The sequence below is a fragment of the Bacillus sp. A260 genome, from assembly GCF_009861435.1.
Classification (GTDB): domain Bacteria; phylum Bacillota; class Bacilli; order Bacillales; family Bacillaceae_G; genus Bacillus_A; species Bacillus_A cereus.
Genome location: NZ_CP046398.1, coordinates 2515705 through 2538574 on the forward strand (window position 1 = coordinate 2515705; position 22870 = coordinate 2538574).

The window sequence follows — 22870 nt, forward strand, 5'->3', positions numbered from 1 at the left end:
TTAATGTTGATTATTTGTAAAATACTTTATCAACGTTATATTTCGCTTTGTATTCATTAATGATATATGTTTCGTAAATTTCTCTTTCTGTTGGATCTTCTACGATACATGCATCAATGCGGTATACTTCATCACGGTGATTTTTAATTGGTGAAACATTATCTTCAAAATGCTTCTTAATACGTTGTCTAATTTTACGAGCTTTACCTACGAAAAGAAGGTCGTCATTAATATTGTAAAACATAAAAATGCCGCCTTTATCTCTAGGGAACAAGTGGAAATCGATAAATCCATTAATTGGAGTAATGATTGGCTCGTCTCCTTTAATAACTTGTTTACGTTCAGTAATTGAAACATCAGCTTCAGGAATATTAATTTTAATCAAGTTCATTCACGTCCTCTTTTATTATAAAGATAAATAATAGCATACATAAGTAAGAAAAGCTATGTTCAGAGGCATATTTCATTTTATAATTCAAATATTATAGGTGTATCATGTAAACTTTTCTTCCAAATCATATGATCGCTGGATTCTCCCCAGTAATCTTTCAATACATAGCTAGGTTTTCCAAACTTTTTCGTCCATATACTTTGCGCATTTTTATATCCACTATCTAAACAATATTCTGTTATTCCTCTGCTAAGTAATGTAAGAAACATTGTATGTAGTAATAAACTCCCTATTCCCTTTCTCTGATACTCCGGAAGTATGAATACAGTTCCTATTTCATACAAATTTTTAAGTACACCACCTGTACAACTATTAATCAATGTACTTGCTGGACCGATTTCGATTGTTCCAATGATTTTATCGTTACTTGTATCAATTGCTAATAAAAAGTAACGACCTTCTCCGTTACTATCAAAATCACTTTTCAAATACTGCTTTTTTGAGTTAATTTCATTTTCTATGTCATCCAATGATTGTGACAATCCTTCATTTTTGTATGTATTCGTAATAACGATACGGAAAAATAAATATAGTTCATCTACATCATTCAAATTCGGTCTTCTAACTGCAACGTTAGTCATGAATTCAATCTCCAATCCTCATTATGCCATTGTCAATACAACACTTTATATAATCTATTCATCATTATTCTGCAAAAACCTGCATAAATCCAACAGTATAGAAAGCTCAGTATAAATATTAATAAAATAATTTTCATGTCCATAGTTGTATGAACAGCAGGACCAAGTACCGGAAAACGGAAAACATCGAGAACAATCATAATACCAATAATTAGACAAGTTGCTGAAAAGGAAACAATCCAAATTCTCCTCTTTAATTTTAAAAAGGATACTCCTAAGGCTAGACCTAATAAGCCTGTAGTAAAAGGAAAGACAATTAGTTCACTTGGCTCAATAATAAATAATAGAAAAATAGTAAGAATATAAGAAAGTATTCCCTCACGAATAGAATAGAAAATAGCAAAAAAAATCGGTAATGTCGAAAATGGACTAATGAGCAAACCTATACCAGGAACTAGGTTTCCTGCTGCTTGAAACATGGTGGCTAATGTACTCATCAAAGCTGTAAGTACTAACTTATTCGCAAGGGACAATTTTCTTTTATGAACAAAGCTCGTATCATGTTCTATCATCAGTTGATACCAATAACGTACAAACCAATTCATCAATATCTCCCCCTAAAGATGCCTCATTCATTACTTTCTATATTATTCATACACTAGTGGTTTATGAGCTGCTTTCTACTTGTTATGAATTACTATATAATAAAAGAAAAGGCTTTTAGGGGGATAAATTGTGCGTTTTGAAACAAAATAAATTCCTTGGATTATTAAACTACGAGTGTGTATCGTATCAGGGAATAATTTCAAAAATGGTACCTTTATTAAAATCAGTTACTTTCATAGAACCGTAAACTCCTAAATATAATTTAGTTTGATTCAAATTTGTTCCTAAACTCATATAATAAGCTGCTTGCGTACCAAAATCATAATTGGTTTCAATAGCATGAAAGTCAGCATGTTTACCGTCTGTACCTGCTCTAGTATAGGCTAAAACACCCTTAATTGGAGACTGAGATTCTCCTTTCTTGGCAAAGTCAGTAAAAACAACGCTACCTGTTAAATTTGGAATTGCATTTCCCATATATGGCTGAACTCCTGTAAGTGAAGTTCCTCCAAACTTATCTGTTCTAGAATCTTTATGAAAATAACTAAGTAGAGGCAGAATACGCTTCACTGAAGTTTGTATTGTTTCATCATAATAAACTATTGTTCTCTCATCCAAAGTCTGATTCTCAGAACAATGTCGTATAAAAGAAGTAGGTAAATCCCCTTCCCATCCTCGCCACCCAAAATTGATAACCCCATCTTGATTGGGAGTTAACCTCATAAAATGCATTTGAACAAGTTCTGTAACCAATATAGGTTTATATTGAATAAATGAAAAAATAGACTCTACAATATCTTGTCCGACATTTCCGGCGTATTTGATATATTGATTATAAAACCTTTGAAATGAAATGCCGGTTATATTACGTACTCCTTTTGCAATTACTGTAAGTGTTTCTTGTATAGATAAAGGGAGTTCATTAAAGCGTGTAACTACAGGAGGGTTATTTATAAATGTATTTTTACTTACATCGATTTCAATTATTTTACCTGCTATTTCTAAATCATCTTGGCTTAAATTAAATGGATCATAACCTGATCCGCCATCTCCATTTGTAAAAACAAGTTTTCCAGTCTCAGGTGAAAAGTTTAAACTATTGACTCCGTTATGATTAAAAAATGGTCTTCTTACATTCAGTAATGTTCGTCGCTTTTGAGCTTGACCATTAGATTGTAAAGTCCATTCTTCTACTGTATCAATGTGATCATATTGCGTATTTCTATTAATCCACTTTAAATTTAACGTTTTAGGGTCACAAGGATTCGGTTTAAATTGCTCAGAAAATGCACCTGGTCCTTGAGTTCCAGCTACTGAATAATGAAGATAAAATAACCCATTTTGATAAAATTGTGGATGGAACGCAAGTCCAAGCAATCCGCGTTCATCATAACCGCTACTAGAAACACCTTCTTCAAATGTACCTAATTTAATAATAAGGTGACGAATATCTAAAAATATCTTTATAACTCCATTCCCTATGTAAAAAATCTCTCCTAATTGGGTTGCGATAAATAGTCTTTCGGTCGATTCGCCTGGAAGTATTGTTGTTTTCAATACGGTTGGTAAATTTATATTATGAACAATGGGTCGTAAACTAACTTTAACTTTTGTCAATTAACTGTACACCCCTTTTTCTTCTTTTTATAGAAGAATATGATTAGAGTAGTTCTGTTAGTATCAAATAAGTCGTATTCCTTTTTATTACAATTTTGTATATAATATAATTATAAATAATATGGGGGACGAACTATGATAATCGTACTACAAATCATCTTACCACTAATTTTCGCAGTCTATTTATTTACCCTCTATCATAACGGGACGTATGGATCAGCTTCATTCATTTTAGCAGTCATGATAGGAATTTTCGGTTTAGAGAATATCTTTCAATATGCTAGTCTAACAAATCATGCTATTTATCCATATTGGGGCAGTTTGAAGGCTGTTGTTATCGTTTTATCAGTCGTATTTCTATTTAAAAAAGGTGGTTTAACAAGGAAATATTGATTTTTAATGCGTTACATATTTTCTTGTTAAATTGCTTTTATTTTATAAAAGCAGAAATATTTATGTAAAAACACGAAGGGATGTGTTACATATGTCTATAAATATTATTTCAATAGTATCTATCATAATATGGATTTTGTTAATTATAGAACTTATAAAACCTTCAAAAGAACAGAATGGACGAAAAATAGTAACTTTAGTAACTGCTGGTTCCGCATCAACACTTATTTTGACGGTTTCATTTATTCAAAATATCCCGTTTTGGAATTGATAGTGATATAACTAACAAAAATATGTATAAATAAAAAGATTAGGATTCACTCCTAATCTTTTTATTTTTTGAGGTAACACCACATGCCCAGCAAGCTAAGGTCTTGGAGTAGCCCCTAAACAAAATTTGAAATTTTTCTAAAGTTATTTATGTGAATTTAACTCGTTTTCAGGAACATATGTGGTCCTTTTACAATTTGAATTTCTTTTTAAGCTTCTTATATTTTCTATACGAACGTCTAACAATGTTTAACATAAAATACGGTACTTTAATAGGGAAAGGCAATTTATATATGAAAGGAAAATAAAAGGTGAAATATGCCTTTTCTAGGTCTCTCCACTTACTATCTTCTTTTGTTTTTAAGAAATCAGATACATCGACTACATATCCCCTTCCTTTTTCCATCATCACATTTTTCCCGTGAACATCACAAGGAGTTAACCCTTGTTCCCTCGCATACTCTAAAGCCTCATTAATATCAAGTATTACTTGCTTAGGAATTTTAATCCCCTTATGAATAGCATCGTATAAGGTAATTTCTTTTAAACGTTTCAATACTATGAAATTTTCTCCTTTATATATAAGCTTTGAATAAGAAGGATGATTTCCGATTCTTCGGTATACTTCTGACTCTTTTTCAATTCCTTCTCCTTCTCGCACGTAAACTTTCACTACCCAATCTTTGTATTCTTTGTGCATGAATACTGCGGCATAATTACCTGTTCCTAAACACTTCCAAAGTCTAGGAATATCTTTAACTACTACAGGCTCGAATTCATCCTCACTTCTGATACTTACCTCTTTTAATAATTCGTCATTTATCAATCCCACAAAACTATTTATACTCATCATTCCCACTCCGGTTTTGCTAAAAGGGGGCCCACCCACATTTTAACGAAAATATACACTAAGCGAATTTTAGCATAAAACGAGTCATTTTTCTTCTTAAAATAAAAAGCTAACTCGTTTTATTTAAACTGTTGAATACTTAATATTTATTCCGTTATTCATAGCCAAAAACCGTACAATATAAAAATATTTCTAATTATTTTCATTTTTTCAGAGTCAACTGTATAGGGATTTTCTTAGTACAAGTTCTCTTCGTTCATTACCCATGCCAAATCTATAAAACATTGTTTAGAAGTGTAGCAAGGGTTTGTTAATGGTTCAATTCTTCTTCCACAACTATTTTTGTTAGCAAAAACTTTTATTGTTTTAATAGTCTTTTGTTTAATTCCCACAATGCTGTTTTATTGCTATCCCATTTCAAAAGCGTTACTGCTTCCTCAAAGCATAACCATTTATAATTAAAGTGTTCTTTAGATAATGATATGTTTTTTGTAGGGACTTTAACTCCAAAAGAAAATTCTTTTATTACATAAACCTCTTCTCCCCAAAGGAATCCTCCAACTACATCCTCTACTGGTAGCGAAGACACAGAATCTAATTGTATATATGGACATTCTCTTGTAATACCAGCCTCTTCAAACGCTTCCCGTTTTGCTGATTCAATAGGAATCTCACCGTCTTCTCCGCCACCAGCTATTCCTTGCCAATAACCATAATCACTTCGGTTAAAAATGGCATATTGAATAGAATCGGCAGTTTTTATATAAGGAAATATCAATACTTGATATGGCGCTCTCATTACTTAACCTCCTCTCGAAAATAAGTTTTAAATCAATATGAATAAAGAGCCGCCATCACAATTCTACATTATTAATGCAGGTTTATAATGTCGGCCCTCTATTTTTAAATAATTTTATTTTTCATAAACAGGCTTACTCTTAATAGAGGAAAAACTACTTATTCTCTGTCGAATTTGTTTAGCATGGTTTTTCATAAATGTTAGCAGTACTCCATATTATTCAATTGCGCCAGCAACGTCATAATCATTTAAATCTAATTCAATCGGTTGTCCGAGCGCTAGTTTAGCAAGTTCCGCTCCTAAGTATGGACCAGCTGTTAAACCCGAAGCCCCTAATCCATTCGCAACGAGAATTCCTTCAAATTTAGGTAGTGGTCCGATAACAGGTAAGAATCCTGGTGTGAATGGTCTGAATCCAACTCTCGTTTCAAGCATTGTAGCATTTTCTAAGCCAGGTGCAACTGCTAATGCCTTATGGAATACTTCATGTAAACCACCTGCTGTTACACGATGATCGAAACCAGTATCATTCTCATGTGTTGCACCAATTACGACATGACCATTGTCAAACGTTAAAATATATTGATCGTTTGGTGGCATAACAACTGGCATATTTTCTGTTGCTGTATTTTCAATTTGCAGATGAACAATTTGTCCTTTTTGGAATGTAACTAAGAAATTAATTCCTAATGGTTTCAAGATTTCATTCGCCCATGCGCCTGCAGTTACAATAACCTTTTCCGCTAAAATTGTTTCATCGTTTACTGTAACTCCCGTAATATGATTTCCTTCACGGACTAATATAGCATCGCCTTTTATGAAAGTTGCACCATGTTTTTTCGCAGCACTTATTAATGCATTGCGTAATAATCTTCCATTTACTCGTGCAGCACCACTAATATGAACAGAACTATATTCGTCTGATAATGCTGGGAATAATTTTTTTGTTTCTTCAGCTGATAAGCGAGTTATTTCACCAATCTCCGGGGCATCTTCACGTCGTTTATAAGCTCGCTCTTCCATTTGATCTAACTTTTTCTCGTCAGTATGTAAACTAATTGCACCTACACGATTATATCCTGTGTCAGTTTCACCGTCTTCTTCTAATTGCTGAATTAACGAAGAATAGTAACGTGCACCGCCTTTAACGATTTTATACCATGCTTTATTACGGCGCTGTGATAGCCATGGACATACAATACCTGCTCCTGCATCGGTTGCTTGCCCTAATTGTTGGCGATCCACGATAGTAACATTCGCACCTGCCTTAGCAAGATGATAAGCAGTAGACGCTCCTAAAATTCCTGATCCAACTACAATATACGATTTCATTTCAAACACCTTTTCTCTTTTGCTAATTATATAAATATAAGAACATTCCTTAGTATAATGGAAGGAATGCTTTTTTCAATGTACTCATCACAATTAATTGTTGCAGCATTGTGACTTCCTTAATCATTATTTTTTCTTCTTACGGAATAATTCAATTGTTTTGTAGCCTTGTGAAAGGATTTCTATCATTTTCTCTAGACGTTTTTCACGTGTTTTTTCTTGTTTCACAGAAAAAAGATTACGTGCCCAATCTTTTTGGTATCCAGGCGTTAAACTTTGATAAAACTTAAGTTCATTCGGATGATTAGCTAATAATGCTTCAACATCTTTAATTCGATCTGCATAATCGGCAACACATTGACTCATAGCAGATGTTTTTGTTGTTTTTTTCTTTTCACGTTTTAAACCAACAACAGTAAAGACTTCATCCATACTTACCATTCGTGCAAATTTAATATCGCTTTCTCCCACATAACCATCTTCTCCAACGTTTAATGCCGGAAACATCTCATCACGGTGAATAAACGTACTATAACGAGCATTACCTTTTTTCGGATATGCGAAGAATACGTAACCTTTTTCAATTAGTAATTCTTCATTACTAATAATAAAATTCGTTTGTTTCACCATTTCATCAAGCGTTTCTACAAATATAAAGATAGCATCGTGTTCTTTTGAGAATGCAGTTTCTTTACCTGTAAAAATGTCATAATCACTTGGTTCGTTAATAACGACCATATTTGTATACTTATTAAGTTTCAATTTATCAATAACTGACATAATAATCTTCCTTTACATTCAAAATTCATTGTACATACTTTTTCGTACTGTTCTAGTGTATTATATGTATTAAGAAAATCAAACTTTAAATCGTATTATTCTGCTGCAAAAGAACATAATTCTTTACTAGATGGGGTGGTTTTATGCCATATGTAATCCGAGATGAAGGGCTAGTTTTACAAGGGGATGATGGAAAAGAACCAATTTTTCATACATATGAAGAAGCTGAGGAAACATTAAAAACATTAACTATACCGCAGTTTCCGAAACATATTAGAAGAAAACCATTTACACCAAAAATAATAAAGATAGCCGCTTCTGAATAAGAACCGGCTATCTTTATTATTCATAACTTAATAGCAAATAAAGTATATAAAAACTCTTTATATTGATCTTCTGTAATTTCACGCTTAGTTTTTTCCCCATGAATAATTTCGGTTAAACTTGTATTCGTTAATGAAATATGGCCAGAGTTCGTCAACTTTACTGCAATTGGTCCTTTATTAAAAATAGACTTCTCATCTTCTATCACTCTTCTTTGAACATCATTTACTACTATCTCATCAATAATATGTTTATAAAAAGCATGACAAACTTTCCATTCTCCAGCAGCATCTATTCTTTCTAAAACATAATTTCCTTTATTCGTATCTTTCCGTCTCACCCGGTACGAACCATTTTTTGAAGAAACCGACTCGCCAGTAAAAGGTACAGGAACAAGAGGTACTAACGAAGCTATACCTACATCAATTAAATACTGTACATTATCATAAGTTAAAATAATTGTTATATGGCCATCCTCAAGTGCCCATGCATTTATATCGTTTTTATAAACCGTACCTAATGCCAGTTGTACATCATAGCCACAGTCTCTTAAGAAATAGTAAAAAAGAGTATTTAATTCGTAGCAAAGTCCACCACGGGAACTAGTTAAAATTTTCTCTCGTAAGTTTTCCAGAGAGATTTGATTCGTATTTCGTGCTATAACATCTAAATTCTCAAATGGTATAGTATGCGCAAACGAAAAGAGTATGGTAGGTAATTCTTCAAACGTTACATCACTACGTTTTTTAAGATTTAATCTTGTGAAAAGCTGATCTTGTAAACTTGTCATATTTAGCACCCCTTAAAAATTTATAGGTTTAAATAATATATGCTGATTGTAAATTTTAAGGGGCACTGTAACAATGTACATTTCATTTAACTGTACCGGTACAAAAATTACGATTCACATAGGAGGTGTCATTACACATGTTTTTTGTAATCACTTCTTTTTGGGGCAAATCAAAAGCTACGAATATAAATTTAATAGTTTATCTATAGGCAAATTATTACTATCACTTAAATCAACAAAATATTGAAGTTGCCACGTTTGGCTCTTTTTAGCTTGATTACTAACAGTGGTATCCCAAACAGGATAAATTCTCATTGCCATTTTCCCTGTTTGACTTTGTGTTCTCAATATTTTTTCTTTAAGAAGAATCTCTTTAGGAAAAATAAATTGCCCTAGTTTATTATCAGCAATACAAGTGATTACTAATAAATCAGGAGCAGCTTCATAAGAGAAAGCTCTATTTCGCATATTTTCATCTTTCTCCCAAAAAGAAACAAATTGACCAATTTTATTAGGTGTAACTTTTGATTTTCTAAAACGAATGGTTTTGTTATTTAAGTGGAATAAACATCCGGCATATTCTGCGTTTTGCTTTTCTTCTTTTAGATTCGTAATCATTAAGTTGTTAGGTTTGTAAACTATATTATTTAAATTTTGGATTATATTATTAAAATTGTTCAAAAAAACTCCCCCTTTATTCATCTCTTAGTTTACCACAAACATCAGTTCTTCTATATCGTATATAATTATGAACTAACTGAAATGGGGGAATTTAGCAGGATATAATTATTACTTTAATGTACTTAGTTTTTCAATTGCTTGTTGTTCAGTTGCTAAGTAAAAAATGTCATTTCCTTTATTACATTCATAAATAAAATCTTTTAAGCTTTTACTAGTATACATAGAGAAATCTCCAACAATAGCAATCTTTACCTTATAGTTTATAAACTTTTGAAGGATATCGCCCGCAAGCCGTGTTTTTAGGTCAAAGAAATCTTCACTTATTAAAGATTTATGGATAATAATATGTTTCGCATCTACCTCATTTTGAACTGTTGCCATAGTATCTAATGCAGACTGAACATCCGATATTAATACCTTATCGTTTCTAATGACCGCAATATTGATTCCATCGATTACTAATTTCTTTATTTCCATAGTCCTCCCCCTTTATAATTTACACAGTATGAGTAAAATTGTTTTACAAAACTTCGTATTAATCATAGATTAAATTAGCCACAGCTATTAAAATGGCCTCTATTTTTTGTTGTAAATATCTATTTTTTATTACTAATACGGTCAATGAAATTAATGATAGTTTCTCTTTTTTTGTATTTTTAAATATATATATATGGAATTACTTTTACTTGTTATAAAAATATTGTGGAGTAACATAACTTAACAAACTATCCAAAGTGTTAATCTCGGCATACGGTTGTATTTTGGTAGTATTCTTGATCTTCTGAGGGTTAAACCACACACCTTTTATATTTACATTTTGAGGACCAGCAATATCCTTTTCTAAGTCATCCCCAACAAATAAAGTATTTTCCGGTTGTAAATTTAACTTATTTAATGCTAGTTCGAATATACGTTTATCAGGTTTACTAAATCCCACTTCTTCAGAAATAATGATTGTTTCAAAATACCTATTTAAATTCGTGTTAAATATTTTAGCTTTTTGCCTCTGAGTTGAGCCATTTGTTATAATTCCAACTTTAAAGTGCTTCTTTATTTGATTTAAGAAATGAATAGTATTTTGGTCTATTGAAAAACATCTAGGGAAATTATTATTCCAAAAATCTTGGATGTAATTGCGTGGCAATCTATACTTCGGCGTGAATTCATCAAACAATGATTCTAAAACTGTCGTTTTATTACTTATGCCATATTCTCTTTTATCGTATTCTTTGAATTTCTGTAACATGTTGCTTTTAGCCGCACCATCTACATTTTCATAACACTTTTCTAAAACAATTAAAAATAATGCCTCTACTGCTTTATCCCTATCAAGTAATGTATCATCTAAATCAAACAGCATCGCTTTATAACCCATCAAATCATTTCACAACCTTTCTAAATCTCTCCAAGTTTGTACCTTTAAACTTTTGGTTTAGCAAGAACATTGTTATGTAGTGATTAACGATTAAATAGAAACTAGATGAAAGAAATCCAAAGTTCTCGGCGCACACTCTAGTATTACAGTAGCTTCTTCTATATTGAAATTCCCTTTCCTCTTTTGGTAAAGAAGCAAAAGTATATTTTCACAAATTTTAAGAAGCTACATACAATTCACATTAGTATACATTAGTTTTTCGTAAATATTAATCGTACATCAATTCATACGATAAGTTTTTTAAAACAATTATTTCTCCATAAAAAAGTAATATAGCTAATAATATTTTTTAGTAGTAAACGTCCTATGAAGTTTACTACTGTATCTCCACATAAACTCCAGATAGTACGGCTATAATGACTACCAGAGGTGATATTATGAAAAACTATCATATTCTCGTGGTAGAGGACGATCAAGAAATTCAGGAATTAATTAAACAATTTTTAATGACACAGCATTATACAGTGGTAGTCGCTTCAGATGGACTAGAGGGTATGACACAATTTAATAAGCAATCATTTGATTTAATTCTTCTAGATGTCATGATGCCCAATCTTAATGGGTTTGAAGTTTCTAAAATGATTCGAAGTCAGTCAAACGTACCAATTATTATGCTAACTGCGTTGGAAGAAGAGGAAGATCAAATGAAAGGATTCGACCTTGGGATCGATGATTATATAACAAAGCCCTTTTCATTTCATGTTTTGATTAGACGAGTCGAAGCTGTACTTAGAAGAAGTTATGATAAAAATGTAAATAATCATTTGATATTTAAAGAAGTGCGTATCGATGTGGATGCATATAGAGTATATGTAAATGACGTTGAAATTATATTAACGACAAAAGAGTTTGAAATTCTACAACTACTATTTCAAAATGAGAGAAAAGTACTTACAAGAGAAAATATCGTAGAGAAGGTTTGGGGGTACGATTATTTTGGAGAAACACGAATAATTGATACACATATTAAAAATCTACGTAAAAAATTAGCTATCCCTTATATTAAAACAATAAAGGGTATTGGTTATAAAATTGATGAATAGTATTGTGAAACTCATGAAGATGAAGCAAATTACTTACAAACTCTTTATGACTACATCTCTCATTTTGTTATCCTTTGCAGTATTGATTTATTTAACTTTATACTTCTTTCTCCCTACGTTTTATGAGCAATATAAAACAGATCAACTTCAAACAGGGATAAACGAAATCATTGATAAATCTAAAAATCTTACGTTTCAAAATGCGATACCACTTTTTGATGAATACGCAAAAAAAAATAATGCGATGCTTTATCTTCAAAATAAAGAAGGAGTAATTATTTACTCTCCTTCATTTTCTTTTATTCAAAGTGGTACGCAAAAAACAGTAGTTACTAAAGCAACACGATTCGAGAATGCAAGTACCCTTAGCAATTCATATAACGCTACGAAACCAATTCAATTTCAAGATGGTAGTTTAACGCTTGTAGTGTTTGCTACATTTCAACCGATTGATGAAGCTTCACAGGTTTTAGTACGCTTTCTCCCCTATATTAGTATCATTGTGCTCGTTATTGGTATAGGGAGTGCTTATTTTTATTCCAGGTTTATTACAAAGCCACTTATTTATATTAATGAAGGTGCACAAAAGATGGCAAATTTAGATTTCTCCGAAAAAATTGAGGTTCGCTCTACAGATGAGTTAGGAGAATTATCTAATAGTTTGAATGACATGTCTATTAACTTGCAACAAGCTATGTTTGATTTAAAAAAAGCAAATGAACAATTAAAAAATGATATTGAAAAAGAAAGAGAAATAGAAACAAAACGCAGAGAGTTTTTTGCGATTGTAGCACATGAATTAAAGTCCCCTCTTACTGTAATGAAAGGATACTTAGAAGGAATGATATACAATATTGGCCCTTATCAAAATCGCGATCAATATTTAAAGAAGAATCATCAAATTATTGAAAGTATGGAACAATTAGTTCGTGAAATTTTAAGCGTATCGAAATTAGAACAACACACCTTCAAACTAAAAGTAGAGAAAGTTAATCTTTCAAAATTAATAGGGACAATTACAAAAGATCTCGAATTTTTTGCTTCTCAAAAAAACATCGAAATAATAAAAGAAATTGACTTTGGCCTTGCTATTTATACAGATTGTGCCCTTTTAGAAAAAGCATGTAAAAATATTGTCCATAATGCGGTTATGTATTCACCACATAATGAAAAAGTCTATATAAAGTTAAGTGAGGATTCTAAACAAAGTCAAATCGAAATGCAAATTATAAATACAGGTGTCAATATTAAAGATGAAGAGATACAACAAATTTTCAAACCATTTTATCGAATTGAAAAATCAAGGAATCGAAATACTGGAGGAAATGGTTTGGGGCTATATATTGTTAAACAAATTCTTGAAACGCTAGATATAAAGTATTCAATAAAAAATATGGAACATAGTGTACAATTTTGCATGAGTATTCCATTATCTAAACACAAAAACAAACAAACTCTCCTTTAAATAGGACGAGTTTGTTTGTTTTTGTGGTAAGTATAAACTTATTAACAGGCTTTTCGTTTAATGATATATATTGCTTCTTAAATGGTAATTATCATAAGTGGTGACAAACTGTATTCAATTTACATATTTATCTTTTACTATAACAGCAAAAACGAAATTCCGCTTAGCAGCAAATTAGATTCTCTTATTTGAGATGCATTTCATCTATGAAACTGAAAAGGAAGATGAAAAATGCATATTTCCCTCCATTTTTCAGATTAATTTAAAATTCTTTTATGGTAAGCTATATGTAAAGATTAAACATAAAACATAAAGGATGATTCGTATGCAAATAAGAGCACAAGTAAGTGAATATAACTCCTATTATGCAACGTATACCAACTTGGTATCAGACGGAAATATCATACATATTCTAGAACAACAAATGAAGGAAACGAATCTCTTATTAAAGGAAATTTCTGATAGTGAGGGACTTTTCCGGTATGCTCCTACTAAATGGAGTATAAAAGAAGTAATGGGTCATATAGCAGATACAGAACGGATTATGGCGTATCGATTGCTATCAATCGCTCGAGGCGAGACAGCAGAACTTCCAGGCTATAATGATGATATGTATGTTCTTAGAGCTGCTTTTGATAAGCAATCTATGCAAGATCTTCTTGAGAATTTAATAGTTGTTCGCCAATCTACCCTGTATTTACTTAGAAGCTTAGATAAAGAAGCTTGGTCACAAAGAGGAAATGCGAATAATTCTGAAGTTACAGTTCGTGCATTAGCATACATCATTGCTGGTCATGAGCTTCATCATCTTCAAATTATAAAAGAACGTTACCTTGGTTCTGATTTATATCCAGCAACTTAACATTTGAAGAAAATGAGTCCTATTTATGTAGGGCTCTTTTTCAGTATTTATAACGGATTAGTGCTTAGAACCATGGTGATTAAATGCATTTATTTATAAAGTCCACCACATAATATATATGCTATCCCCTTTTATTCTGTACATGAATTTCTTTAGGTTGATATACTACAAACTCAATATATCTGGAAAGGTGATGATATTATGTATGAACAGCAAAATAATAGAGATAGAGATCAAAAAATGATGTTTTCTATGCAGGGAGTTCCCTCAAATAAAATTAACATGAATCAATTACCTAAATGGATTAGAATTTTTGGCTATTGTGTGTTTGGTTGGATAATAGTATTTAGTTTAATTATGATTGTAGGTTTAATTCTGCAATAACTATGTGTGATTATCCCATGATATAGGTAACCAATTATAATAAAAAGAACTTGTAGAATATCATACAAGTTCTTTTTCAAATATTATTAAAACGGGAACAACAAACTATTTTAACATTCAGTACAGGGAGACCATTTTGGTTATGGCTTGATTTTATTATAAATCAAATATAAGCTTTTGAAAGAGATAGATTTTGAAAATTATGTGAATTGAACAGTTATGATGTTTATATTAGATTTCATTTACGACCAACTTCTTCTTACTTAAATACACTGCACGATCTGATTTTTTAGCAACCTCCTGTGAGTGCGTCACAACAATAATGCATTTATTCTCTTTATGTGCAAGTTCTTGAAACAGTTCTATTATATCCATTGCGGTTTCTTCGTCGAGGTTTCCTGTCGGCTCATCTGCAATTAGTAAATCAACATTACACGATAGTGCTCGAGCAATTGCTACACGCTGTTGTTGTCCACCGCTTAGTTGCAGGACGTTTCGTTTCGCTTCAAGTTCTGTGAGTCCTACCCTCTCTAATAATTCTAATGCTCTTGCTGTTTTATTTTGCACTTTAACACCTGTAATTTCCATTGCTGTTAAGACGTTTTGAAGAGCGGTCATATAGGTAATTAAGTTATAAGATTGGAAAATTACAGATACATTTTGATTACGGTATCGATCCAAACCAATTTTTCTAATATCTTTGCCATTATACAGTACATAACCATTTTTAGGGACATCCAGTCCACAACCTAAACTTAGAGTTGTGGTTTTACCAGATCCAGATGGTCCTAAAATCGTGTAGAAATGTCCTTTTTGAAAAGAAAAGTTAACATTATCTAGTATCGCTACATTTTTTCCATTACTTTCATAATAATAATCCAAATTTTTAAACTGTAAAATCGTCTCCATATCGATCCTCCTCATTCATCTTTTAAAAGAATTTGTTTTGGGTTTAAACGTAGAATAGATAATGCTGGAAGAAGCGTTGCTATTATAGCAATAGCTAGTCCAATTCCACCCATTTTCCCTACATCTTCTCCTGTTACACTTACATCAATTTTATCAATCGGATCTTCTTTTTGATTTTGTAGAGTACCACCAGATCCAGCCATCATTACAGTACCATGTTGCGAGGTATCTGTTTCTTCGCTTGCAGTAGCTATTTCATTCGAAAGTAAATTATCCCCGATATATTGAGAAACTTTAGCTCCTGTTGTTATGGATAATCCAAATGCTAAAATAGCGACACATACTACTTCTACTACGAACTGTGCCATCAGTTTCCACTTTTTCTCTCCAATGGACAATAGAATTCCCATTTCTTTACGACGTCCTTTAATTGATAGCATAATGATTAATCCTAAAATAATCGCACCTGCAATCGATACAATATAAATAATCATTTGAGAAGTCGAAGAGATATTTTCGATAGGACCAATCATTTGCTTGTACAATGAATCATGCGCATCTAATTTATAATAATTAAAATCAATATTAGATTTTTTTGCTTCTTTTTTAAATGCATCAATATATTGTGGGTCATTCAAGAAATACACGACTTGAACACTACTTATACCTTGATCCACTTCTAATTTTTTCATAGTTGAATGTGGCATATATAGTTTATTAGCCGGATCCATTATAGGAGGAGCCTGTTGACTCATTGCTTGCTCATTGGTTTCGTAAATACCGATAATTTCAACCTCAAGGGTTTCCTTCTTATCCCCTGATTGTACTTTAACTTTGTCTCCTACTTTCAAATTGTTTAATTCCGCTAATCGTTTTTCCATTAAAGCTACATTCTGATTCTTCATTTGCTCTGTAATTGGTTTTCCATCAATGATTTTACTTTTTCCGTTTTTAAAGCTTTCTTGTAATGCAGTCTTGCGGACTCCCTCAATCATAAAAGAAGCATTCATATCTATTTCTGTACCAGAGCTTGAACCGCCTCGCACAGCCGCTATTCCCGCTTTACCTTTACCTTCTTCTCCTTCTGAAGCTCCTACTAGTTTAAGTCCATCAGAAATACCGAAAGTGTTAGCTATGTAATTATAGTCTTTTACATACTTGGACTTCGCTAATTGTTCTGTTTCTTTTGTATCGAGCTGCGGCGGACTTGGCATTTCTCCAGTTTCCTTAGCTTTTTGACCTAATTTGTCGAAATCAAGACCTAAAGTAACATCTGCACCAAGTTTTTTTCTCGCAGCATCCGCTGCTTTTTTTGACGCATTTTGGATTGTAAAACCTGAAAGAACCAAATTTGTAACAATCAGAAAAACTGCCATCAAAATTAATGATGTTCCTATCCTTTTTTTCATACTGAGAATTGCTCGTTTCATAAAATTCATTTTTTCTTACCTCCTTGATATCTTGTATTCTATATAGGTTATCTAGAGTTTATATGGAGCTAATCGGTAGTTTAACTAGAGATATAAGGAGTTTATGTGTAGTTATTTACCTGTTTCAGAAAAGCTAGAACACAAATTCAAAAACGCAGCCGTTTTTGAATATTGGTAAGGAGTTATTCCGTTTAATAAATTTATATAAAAGAAAAGGTTAAGATTAATTTAATGTATGTAGCACAAAAAATATTTACTGTGTAATTTCTATACAATAAATATAGAGAAACCTATTTGGATATCTATAATAGGGATTTTAATATAGTTACTGTATCTCATACAAATCACGTCACTTTAAAAGGTGCATCTTTTAATACGAAAATAAGCAATTTAATATTCTCTTATATGAATAATAATATTAAATTGCTTTTTAGATTTTAGTATAATTTATTTATAGTTTTATTTTATTGCAAGCTTTATAATATGATATGCAAATTTATCACCTACTATTAGGAAAAGAGAATATTTTATAATTAATTTACACCATAAATTTTGTCCATGTTTTACACAATATGTATTTTGGAGGAGGTTAATTTGATTTTTTCAAAACTCATTGATCGGTACGCCTTATATGATTTACACAAAAAAAGAAGTGTAGCGTTTCAGTATACTTCCCTTTCTAACACTTCATTAAATATAAAGGACATAGAATCTTTTTATAAAGTAAAACCATCACATATTCATTTTGACATTAAGCATTCAAAACAGGAAAAGGAATACATGGCTGGGCAATTCAAATATAAAAGCTCAGTTCAATCCGGTGATTCACGCAACGACTCTGTAACTGGGGAATTATTCTTACATAAAAATGAAAATGCACCTCATGTTATCTTTGTTCACGGTTGGAGAATGGATTCTAACGAACGTGTGAAAAGAATATTCCACGATCATATGACCAGCCTGAAGTGGAATATGTATTATTTCACTCTACCCTATCATTTTGAAAGAAAACCCGATCAATCCTTTTTCAGTGGAGAGTATATGGTAAGTGCAAATATTGAACGAACAGTACAAGCAACTAGACAAGCGGTAGCTGATTTACGAGCTTTGATTAAATGGATTAAAGCAAATAAAAATGGTCCCCTGATTCTAATAGGAATTAGTTTAGGTGGATTTATTACTAACTTAACCTCTCTTGTTGAAGAAGAAATTGATGTGTTAGCATCCATTTTCTATGCAAATCGACTCTCTTATTCAATTTGGAATACAACTCCAGGTAAATTTATTAGAGAAGACTTGGAACATCATGGTGTAACGTATGATGATTTAATAGATTATTGGAAAATCACTGAACCGAGTCAAGCATTACCAAAAGTAAAAAAAGAAAATATTTTATTAATTTCAGGTAAGCACGATCTATATGTGCATTCTGAGGATACAGACTACTTGTGGAAATCTTGGGAAAGGCCTACACGATATATTTATACATGTGGGCATGCCGGGATAGTTCTTAAACGTAAAAAAATTGCAACTGATACTATTAATTTTATTCAGAATCGATTGAACTCCCCACATTTATCCAATGACAGGTCTTAAATTGTGAGATTACTAAGTAAGGGGTAGTACCAACATTCGTACACTAAGATTCTTTCAACATAAAGATTGTTGATAACTTGTACGTGTCAGTATGCTGGTGTTACTTTAAATACAAAGAGCATGTTTTAAACAAATGATAATAACATGCTCTAAACTTATCTATTTATTTTTATTTCTTACAGATATCTATAGATAATATTGAAACATCCCATGTATTAAAAAGTGTTCCCTGCAGTGCTTTTATGTATCGATCTGCTGACTTCTGAACAGCAAGGTCCACATGCTTTGACACGACTCGATGAAAAGCATTATAAATACGGTTGAATGGTAGCCCTTATACTATATCCGTCAGCTATTTTACTTTACTAGCAGTGGATGTAGATAACTGTACATGAAACTCACTCACTGACAGTTGGCAATCACTTGAAAAATATCACCTGTTAGCAAAATGTCTTAATATAATTTCCACCTTTCCAGTGTAAAACAGTTCTTCCTTTAAAATGACCTCCAAGACGATTTAATGTAATGACATTTGTTAATTCAAAAGACTCACATACTTGTATACTCAAAATCCCTTTGATTTGTTTTTTGATGGTAAAACATGTTTCTCTACTCTTTCATATAGAGTAAGCAACTTCTTGATAGAAGAAAATTTCGGTACTAACCAATACGAAAATAACGCTGAAACACATCCTATTAAAGCCCCTATTGCAACATCAAAAGGATAATGAACTCCTACCCAAATACGAGAGATCGCTACACAAAATGCAAGTATAAGCCATAACCACCCAATCTTTTTACGAACAAGCCAAAATGAAAAACAAATCGAAAAAAAGAGAATCGTATGGTCACTAGGAAATGAATTATCTATAGCATGATTGACAAGTTTATTAACATCAGGCAATACTGCAAACGGTTGATAATTCAAATGAAATTTCCCTGCTATTTTCCCGATTACCTCAGCAATTACAAAAGCAACCAGCGCTTGAATAACCATCATTCTACTTTTTCTGGACCCAGTAAACCAATAAGCTAAAATAATTAAAGCAAAAATATATACCATATATTCTGCCAAAAATACCACGGCTGAGTTTAGGAATGAATATTGTTTACCTAAATCATTAATTGCTCGAAATATATCAATATTAAATTGAGAAAAAGACATTTCAAATCCCTCCTTTTTAGTAAGGTGTTTTACTGATTTCCATATACTTTCATTACATAAATAGTTTTGGTTATTGTATCTATCTAAAAATATCAACCTCTTATGACATCACTTTCTTCTTTTTCACTTTAATAAAAAAAGAAAAAGGAAAACATCGAACTTTCTTACAAACATTCATGCATTCTTACATTTTTGTCATTTTCTTGTCATTTTGTAAATAGGTTCATCGTCTTGCCTTTTGCTACTTTCAAGAACTCTTATATCTACAATTATGGAAACCCTAATTTCACATGAAAAAGAGAAGAACCTTGGTGAGTTCTTCTCTTTTTGTTTATTGAATTGTAATATAATTACAGTATGTGAAATTATATTATTTTAACTTTAAAACAAATGAACTTAATGCAGGAACTTTAATTTTATTGTCATGGACAACATAAAGTGGTTTACTTCCCGCCTGCTTCCCGTCTACTAGTACTTTCCAAGGCCCTTTCGATGGAAGTGTTATTTCAACCGCTTCTCTATTTGCATTGTGAGCCACTGTAAAGTATTCATGTTTATTCCCCTCTATTATATAAGCTACAGTATTTTTTGGAGCATCAATAAATGATACGTGTGTTTTTATTTGCTCTGCAGATGTCATTCGAAAAGCTGAGTACTTTTTGCGTAATTCTATTAAACCCTTCATATAATCTACTTCATTATTAAACGTTGCACGGCGCAGCCAATCCATCTGGTTAATTGAGTCTGGAGATTTGTAACTATTATGATCACCGTATTTCGTCCGCATAAACTCTTGCCCTGCATGTAAAAATGGAATTCCTTGTGATGTTAATAAAATCGAAGAAGACAATTTGTGCATTTGTGTTCGCACTTCATCGCTGTCACCTGGATTAGTTAACTCAAGTTTATCCCATAATGTATGATTGTCATGTGCTTCCACATAAGTTAGCACCTGCTCTGGATCTTGATAGGTAGACGAATTTGTATCGTAGTCAATACCTGCCGTAATACCTTTTTTAATACGATCTTCCATGTTTTCCTTTCCATTTATAAAACCATTTTCTTTTTCCTCAAATACACTACCTTTTAACCCATCACGTATATTATCGTTAAAATGAGCAATCCCTTTCATTTTCTCTGCATTTTTTTGATTTGCTTTCAACTCAGCTGCAAGAGGTGTATTTAAATCCCAGCCTTCTCCATGCAGTATAATAGAAGGGTCAATTTGATTCACAGCTTTACGTATTTCATTCATCGTTTCATAATCATGAATACCCATTAAATCAAAACGGAATCCATCTAAATTGTATTCTTTTGCCCAATATGTGACGGACTCTACCATAAACTTCCTCATCATTTTTCTTTCTGAAGCAGTATCATTTCCTACACCGGTTCCATTTGCAAATGTTCCATCTTCATTGTAACGATAATAATAACCTGGAACTAACTTATGGAAATTAGATTCAGCAGCGTTATACATATGGTTATATACTACATCCATCACCACTCGAAGATTATTATCATGTAGTGTTTGAACCATTTGCTTTAATTCAGTTATTCGCACAGTCGGCTCATAAGGATTTGTAGAATAGGAGCCTTCTGGAACGTTGAAATTTTTAGGATCATATCCCCAGTTATATTGTGGTTCATTTAAAGTCTCTTCATTTACAGAAGCATAATCAAATATCGGTAAAAACTGAACGTGAGTAACACCAAGATCCTTTATATGATCAAGTCCTGTTTTTACACCTTCTGGCCCTTTTGTTCCTTTTTCTGTTACACCTAAATACTTCCCTTTCTGTTTAATACCACTTTCAGGTTGAATGGAAAGATCGCGTACATGTAACTCATAAATAATAGCATCTTCCGGATTTTTAAATTTTGGCTTTTTGTTTGCTTTCCATTTTTTCGGATTTGTTTCTTCTAAATTAACGACTGCACCTTTATCCCCATTTACAGAAGCAGCACGCACATATGGATCAACCGCTTCAGTCCACTTATCACCAATTTTGACCTTATACGTATAAAAGAGCCCTTTTTGGTTCCCTTTTAGTTCTGCTGTCCAAGTTCCCTTTTCACCTTGTTGCATGTTTATTTCAGTACCTATTTTATCGTTCCATTTTTTATATGTAACTAACTTCGCTTCGCTTGCAGTAGGAGCCCATAAACGGAACTTTGTATGTTGCGGAGTATATGTATTTCCTAAATCGTTACCACCATAATAAAATAAATTATCAAATTCTTCGCTACGAATGACTTTACCAATTTCAGTATTCGTATCAGCTAAGTTTTCTATTTTAACTTTGTATGTTTGTTTTAAATCAATTTTCTGTTCCGTAATTATTTTGACCTTATTAGTAATATCGCCACTGTTTATATCATAAGGAGTAATATTCTTAATTTTAATGCCTTCAATTTCAATTTTCTTTTCCTTAATATGAAACGGGACATTAGTCGTTACAGTAATTTCATGGAAACTATCAATAGTTGCTTTTTGAATTGAGAGATCCGATGAAGGCTTAGAGTTATATACTTTTTCATCACCCGAAAGGATCCATACTTCAGCACGACCGTCCTTTATATTTTCAATCCAACGATCCCCACCATCTTTTTCCCATTCATTTGTTCGAACTATAAATCCTACACGATTATAGTCACCGTCTATTTTTATCTTAGCGTATTTTCCAAATTCATCTTCACCAGTAAATTGATAAGATGTACCATTTGCATTTTCTCCCCATAACCAAAGATTCCAGTCTTTTGTATTTCCAAGCTTTTCTTTGTAATGAATGATAATTTCAGTTGTTTTCGAATTTGAAACTGCCTTCACACTCTGAAAGGAGAAAACAGATGATAACATAACGATTAAAGTAAGTAATAAAACTGTTTTGTTAATTAATCTTTTTGTAATTTGCATCACATACACCCTTTCTTCAAATATTACTAACGATTTATTATGCTTACACTGAATAACACTGCTTAAATTAATCTAGAAATCTCTTTTACTTCACCTCCATATCGGCTATTTTCACGTATGTATTTCAATGACCTTTTAATACGAAAACGTTTGCATTAGTACTTAAAAAAATAGATTTGTTTATGCCTTC

24 protein-coding genes are annotated in these 22870 nt (G+C 32.0%); 8 read left to right on the forward strand and 16 right to left on the reverse strand.

What is annotated here, in order from left to right:
- Positions 1 to 10: 10 nt before the first annotated feature.
- The 4 genes from GD442_RS12660 to GD442_RS12675 all read right to left on the reverse strand — a co-directional run bounded on the left by GD442_RS12660 (position 11) and on the right by GD442_RS12675 (position 3255).
- Positions 11 to 391: a nucleotide excision repair endonuclease gene (locus GD442_RS12660; protein WP_001048939.1), complete on the reverse strand. Its 381-nt coding sequence runs from the start codon at positions 389 to 391 to the stop codon at positions 11 to 13.
- A 77-nt stretch (positions 392 to 468) separates the two neighbouring features.
- Complete coding sequence (locus tag GD442_RS12665) at positions 469 to 1032, reverse strand: GNAT family N-acetyltransferase (protein ID WP_000185966.1); 564 nt, start codon at positions 1030 to 1032, stop codon at positions 469 to 471.
- Positions 1033 to 1064: 32 nt separating this feature from the next.
- A complete protein-coding gene (locus GD442_RS12670) occupies positions 1065 to 1637 on the reverse strand; it encodes a YybS family protein (protein WP_001103999.1) in 573 nt (190 codons plus the stop codon).
- A 187-nt stretch (positions 1638 to 1824) separates the two neighbouring features.
- The gene (locus GD442_RS12675; RefSeq protein ID WP_000169989.1) at positions 1825 to 3255 is read right to left on the reverse strand and encodes a PQQ-dependent sugar dehydrogenase; all 1431 of its coding nucleotides are present in this window, start codon (positions 3253 to 3255) and stop codon (positions 1825 to 1827) included.
- Positions 3256 to 3390: 135 nt separating this feature from the next.
- On the opposite strand from GD442_RS12675, the gene GD442_RS12680 reads away from it, so the two are divergent.
- Both GD442_RS12680 and GD442_RS12685 read left to right on the forward strand, forming a co-directional pair.
- Positions 3391 to 3648: a hypothetical protein gene (locus tag GD442_RS12680; protein WP_000587698.1), complete on the forward strand. Its 258-nt coding sequence runs from the start codon at positions 3391 to 3393 to the stop codon at positions 3646 to 3648.
- 91 nt (positions 3649 to 3739) lie between these two features.
- Positions 3740 to 3919: a hypothetical protein gene (locus GD442_RS12685; RefSeq protein WP_000026313.1), complete on the forward strand. Its 180-nt coding sequence runs from the start codon at positions 3740 to 3742 to the stop codon at positions 3917 to 3919.
- 189 nt (positions 3920 to 4108) lie between these two features.
- On the opposite strand, the gene GD442_RS12690 is transcribed toward GD442_RS12685, so the two are convergent.
- From GD442_RS12690 to GD442_RS12705, 4 genes are all read right to left on the reverse strand, one after another.
- Positions 4109 to 4777 (reverse strand): protein kinase family protein, encoded by a 669-nt coding sequence (locus GD442_RS12690; RefSeq protein ID WP_002041240.1) that lies wholly within the window; start codon positions 4775 to 4777, stop codon positions 4109 to 4111.
- 349 nt (positions 4778 to 5126) lie between these two features.
- Complete coding sequence (locus tag GD442_RS12695; protein WP_001202586.1) at positions 5127 to 5567, reverse strand: NUDIX hydrolase; 441 nt, start codon at positions 5565 to 5567, stop codon at positions 5127 to 5129.
- A gap of 216 nt (positions 5568 to 5783) precedes the next feature.
- Positions 5784 to 6899 (reverse strand): NAD(P)/FAD-dependent oxidoreductase, encoded by a 1116-nt coding sequence (locus GD442_RS12700; protein ID WP_000844380.1) that lies wholly within the window; start codon positions 6897 to 6899, stop codon positions 5784 to 5786.
- 126 nt (positions 6900 to 7025) lie between these two features.
- On the reverse strand, positions 7026 to 7679 hold the full coding sequence (locus GD442_RS12705) for a YdeI/OmpD-associated family protein (RefSeq protein WP_000110844.1): 654 nt from the start codon (positions 7677 to 7679) through the stop codon (positions 7026 to 7028).
- A gap of 143 nt (positions 7680 to 7822) precedes the next feature.
- Between GD442_RS12705 and GD442_RS12710 the strand changes: the two genes are divergently transcribed.
- Entirely contained in the window at positions 7823 to 8005 is a 183-nt protein-coding gene (locus GD442_RS12710; RefSeq protein WP_001147158.1) for a hypothetical protein, read from the forward strand.
- A 20-nt stretch (positions 8006 to 8025) separates the two neighbouring features.
- Here GD442_RS12710 and GD442_RS12715 read toward each other — a convergent pair whose 3' ends face one another.
- From GD442_RS12715 to GD442_RS12730, 4 genes are all read right to left on the reverse strand, one after another.
- Complete coding sequence (locus tag GD442_RS12715; RefSeq protein WP_000202757.1) at positions 8026 to 8793, reverse strand: arylamine N-acetyltransferase family protein; 768 nt, start codon at positions 8791 to 8793, stop codon at positions 8026 to 8028.
- Between the two features lie 177 nt (positions 8794 to 8970).
- A complete protein-coding gene (locus tag GD442_RS12720) occupies positions 8971 to 9474 on the reverse strand; it encodes a MepB family protein (RefSeq protein ID WP_001058863.1) in 504 nt (167 codons plus the stop codon).
- A gap of 108 nt (positions 9475 to 9582) precedes the next feature.
- The gene (locus tag GD442_RS12725; RefSeq protein ID WP_074555078.1) at positions 9583 to 9951 is read right to left on the reverse strand and encodes a DUF4180 domain-containing protein; all 369 of its coding nucleotides are present in this window, start codon (positions 9949 to 9951) and stop codon (positions 9583 to 9585) included.
- A gap of 205 nt (positions 9952 to 10156) precedes the next feature.
- A complete protein-coding gene (locus GD442_RS12730) occupies positions 10157 to 10849 on the reverse strand; it encodes an HAD family hydrolase (protein ID WP_000540709.1) in 693 nt (230 codons plus the stop codon).
- A 437-nt stretch (positions 10850 to 11286) separates the two neighbouring features.
- Here GD442_RS12730 and GD442_RS12735 point away from each other — a divergent pair, with 437 nt between their 5' ends.
- From GD442_RS12735 to GD442_RS12750, 4 genes are all read left to right on the forward strand, one after another.
- Positions 11287 to 11952: a response regulator transcription factor gene (locus GD442_RS12735; RefSeq protein WP_000800727.1), complete on the forward strand. Its 666-nt coding sequence runs from the start codon at positions 11287 to 11289 to the stop codon at positions 11950 to 11952.
- A gap of 13 nt (positions 11953 to 11965) precedes the next feature.
- Positions 11966 to 13417, forward strand: coding sequence for a sensor histidine kinase (locus GD442_RS12740; RefSeq protein WP_086400952.1), 1452 nt, complete (start codon positions 11966 to 11968; stop codon positions 13415 to 13417).
- A gap of 325 nt (positions 13418 to 13742) precedes the next feature.
- Positions 13743 to 14279, forward strand: a complete 537-nt coding sequence (locus tag GD442_RS12745) for a DinB family protein (RefSeq protein ID WP_001167023.1) — start codon at positions 13743 to 13745, stop codon at positions 14277 to 14279.
- A gap of 201 nt (positions 14280 to 14480) precedes the next feature.
- Positions 14481 to 14663, forward strand: coding sequence for a hypothetical protein (locus GD442_RS12750; protein ID WP_000273230.1), 183 nt, complete (start codon positions 14481 to 14483; stop codon positions 14661 to 14663).
- Between the two features lie 231 nt (positions 14664 to 14894).
- Here GD442_RS12750 and GD442_RS12755 read toward each other — a convergent pair whose 3' ends face one another.
- Positions 14895 to 15572, reverse strand: coding sequence for an ABC transporter ATP-binding protein (locus tag GD442_RS12755; RefSeq protein WP_000447853.1), 678 nt, complete (start codon positions 15570 to 15572; stop codon positions 14895 to 14897).
- A gap of 11 nt (positions 15573 to 15583) precedes the next feature.
- Positions 15584 to 17011 (reverse strand): ABC transporter permease, encoded by a 1428-nt coding sequence (locus GD442_RS12760; RefSeq protein WP_001010223.1) that lies wholly within the window; start codon positions 17009 to 17011, stop codon positions 15584 to 15586.
- Positions 17012 to 17596: 585 nt separating this feature from the next.
- On the opposite strand from GD442_RS12760, the gene GD442_RS12765 reads away from it, so the two are divergent.
- Positions 17597 to 18598, forward strand: a complete 1002-nt coding sequence (locus GD442_RS12765) for an alpha/beta hydrolase (protein WP_000577717.1) — start codon at positions 17597 to 17599, stop codon at positions 18596 to 18598.
- Between the two features lie 565 nt (positions 18599 to 19163).
- Here GD442_RS12765 and GD442_RS12770 read toward each other — a convergent pair.
- Entirely contained in the window at positions 19164 to 19763 is a 600-nt protein-coding gene (locus GD442_RS12770) for an undecaprenyl-diphosphatase (RefSeq protein WP_000010592.1), read from the reverse strand.
- A gap of 370 nt (positions 19764 to 20133) precedes the next feature.
- The gene (gene pulA, locus GD442_RS12775; protein WP_071740719.1) at positions 20134 to 22680 is read right to left on the reverse strand and encodes a type I pullulanase; all 2547 of its coding nucleotides are present in this window, start codon (positions 22678 to 22680) and stop codon (positions 20134 to 20136) included.
- Positions 22681 to 22870: the final 190 nt, after the last annotated feature.

Excerpts from the sequence above, each read along its gene's own strand:
- GD442_RS12660 (WP_001048939.1), bottom strand. The coding sequence starts at position 391 with ATGAACTTGATTAAAATTAATATTCCTGAAGCTGATGTTTCAATTACT.
- GD442_RS12665 (WP_000185966.1), bottom strand. The coding sequence starts at position 1,032 with ATGACTAACGTTGCAGTTAGAAGACCGAATTTGAATGATGTAGATGAA.
- GD442_RS12670 (WP_001103999.1), bottom strand. The coding sequence starts at position 1,637 with ATGAATTGGTTTGTACGTTATTGGTATCAACTGATGATAGAACATGAT.
- GD442_RS12680 (WP_000587698.1), top strand. The coding sequence starts at position 3,391 with ATGATAATCGTACTACAAATCATCTTACCACTAATTTTCGCAGTCTAT.
- GD442_RS12685 (WP_000026313.1), top strand. The coding sequence starts at position 3,740 with ATGTCTATAAATATTATTTCAATAGTATCTATCATAATATGGATTTTG.
- GD442_RS12695 (WP_001202586.1), bottom strand. The coding sequence starts at position 5,567 with ATGAGAGCGCCATATCAAGTATTGATATTTCCTTATATAAAAACTGCC.
- GD442_RS12700 (WP_000844380.1), bottom strand. The coding sequence starts at position 6,899 with ATGAAATCGTATATTGTAGTTGGATCAGGAATTTTAGGAGCGTCTACT.
- GD442_RS12705 (WP_000110844.1), bottom strand. The coding sequence starts at position 7,679 with ATGTCAGTTATTGATAAATTGAAACTTAATAAGTATACAAATATGGTC.
- GD442_RS12710 (WP_001147158.1), top strand. The coding sequence starts at position 7,823 with ATGCCATATGTAATCCGAGATGAAGGGCTAGTTTTACAAGGGGATGAT.
- GD442_RS12715 (WP_000202757.1), bottom strand. The coding sequence starts at position 8,793 with ATGACAAGTTTACAAGATCAGCTTTTCACAAGATTAAATCTTAAAAAA.
- GD442_RS12725 (WP_074555078.1), bottom strand. The coding sequence starts at position 9,951 with ATGGAAATAAAGAAATTAGTAATCGATGGAATCAATATTGCGGTCATT.
- GD442_RS12730 (WP_000540709.1), bottom strand. The coding sequence starts at position 10,849 with ATGGGTTATAAAGCGATGCTGTTTGATTTAGATGATACATTACTTGAT.
- GD442_RS12735 (WP_000800727.1), top strand. The coding sequence starts at position 11,287 with ATGAAAAACTATCATATTCTCGTGGTAGAGGACGATCAAGAAATTCAG.
- GD442_RS12740 (WP_086400952.1), top strand. The coding sequence starts at position 11,966 with ATGAAGATGAAGCAAATTACTTACAAACTCTTTATGACTACATCTCTC.
- GD442_RS12745 (WP_001167023.1), top strand. The coding sequence starts at position 13,743 with ATGCAAATAAGAGCACAAGTAAGTGAATATAACTCCTATTATGCAACG.
- GD442_RS12750 (WP_000273230.1), top strand. The coding sequence starts at position 14,481 with ATGTATGAACAGCAAAATAATAGAGATAGAGATCAAAAAATGATGTTT.
- GD442_RS12755 (WP_000447853.1), bottom strand. The coding sequence starts at position 15,572 with ATGGAGACGATTTTACAGTTTAAAAATTTGGATTATTATTATGAAAGT.
- GD442_RS12760 (WP_001010223.1), bottom strand. The coding sequence starts at position 17,011 with ATGAATTTTATGAAACGAGCAATTCTCAGTATGAAAAAAAGGATAGGA.
- GD442_RS12770 (WP_000010592.1), bottom strand. The coding sequence starts at position 19,763 with ATGTCTTTTTCTCAATTTAATATTGATATATTTCGAGCAATTAATGAT.
- pulA (WP_071740719.1), bottom strand. The coding sequence starts at position 22,680 with ATGCAAATTACAAAAAGATTAATTAACAAAACAGTTTTATTACTTACT.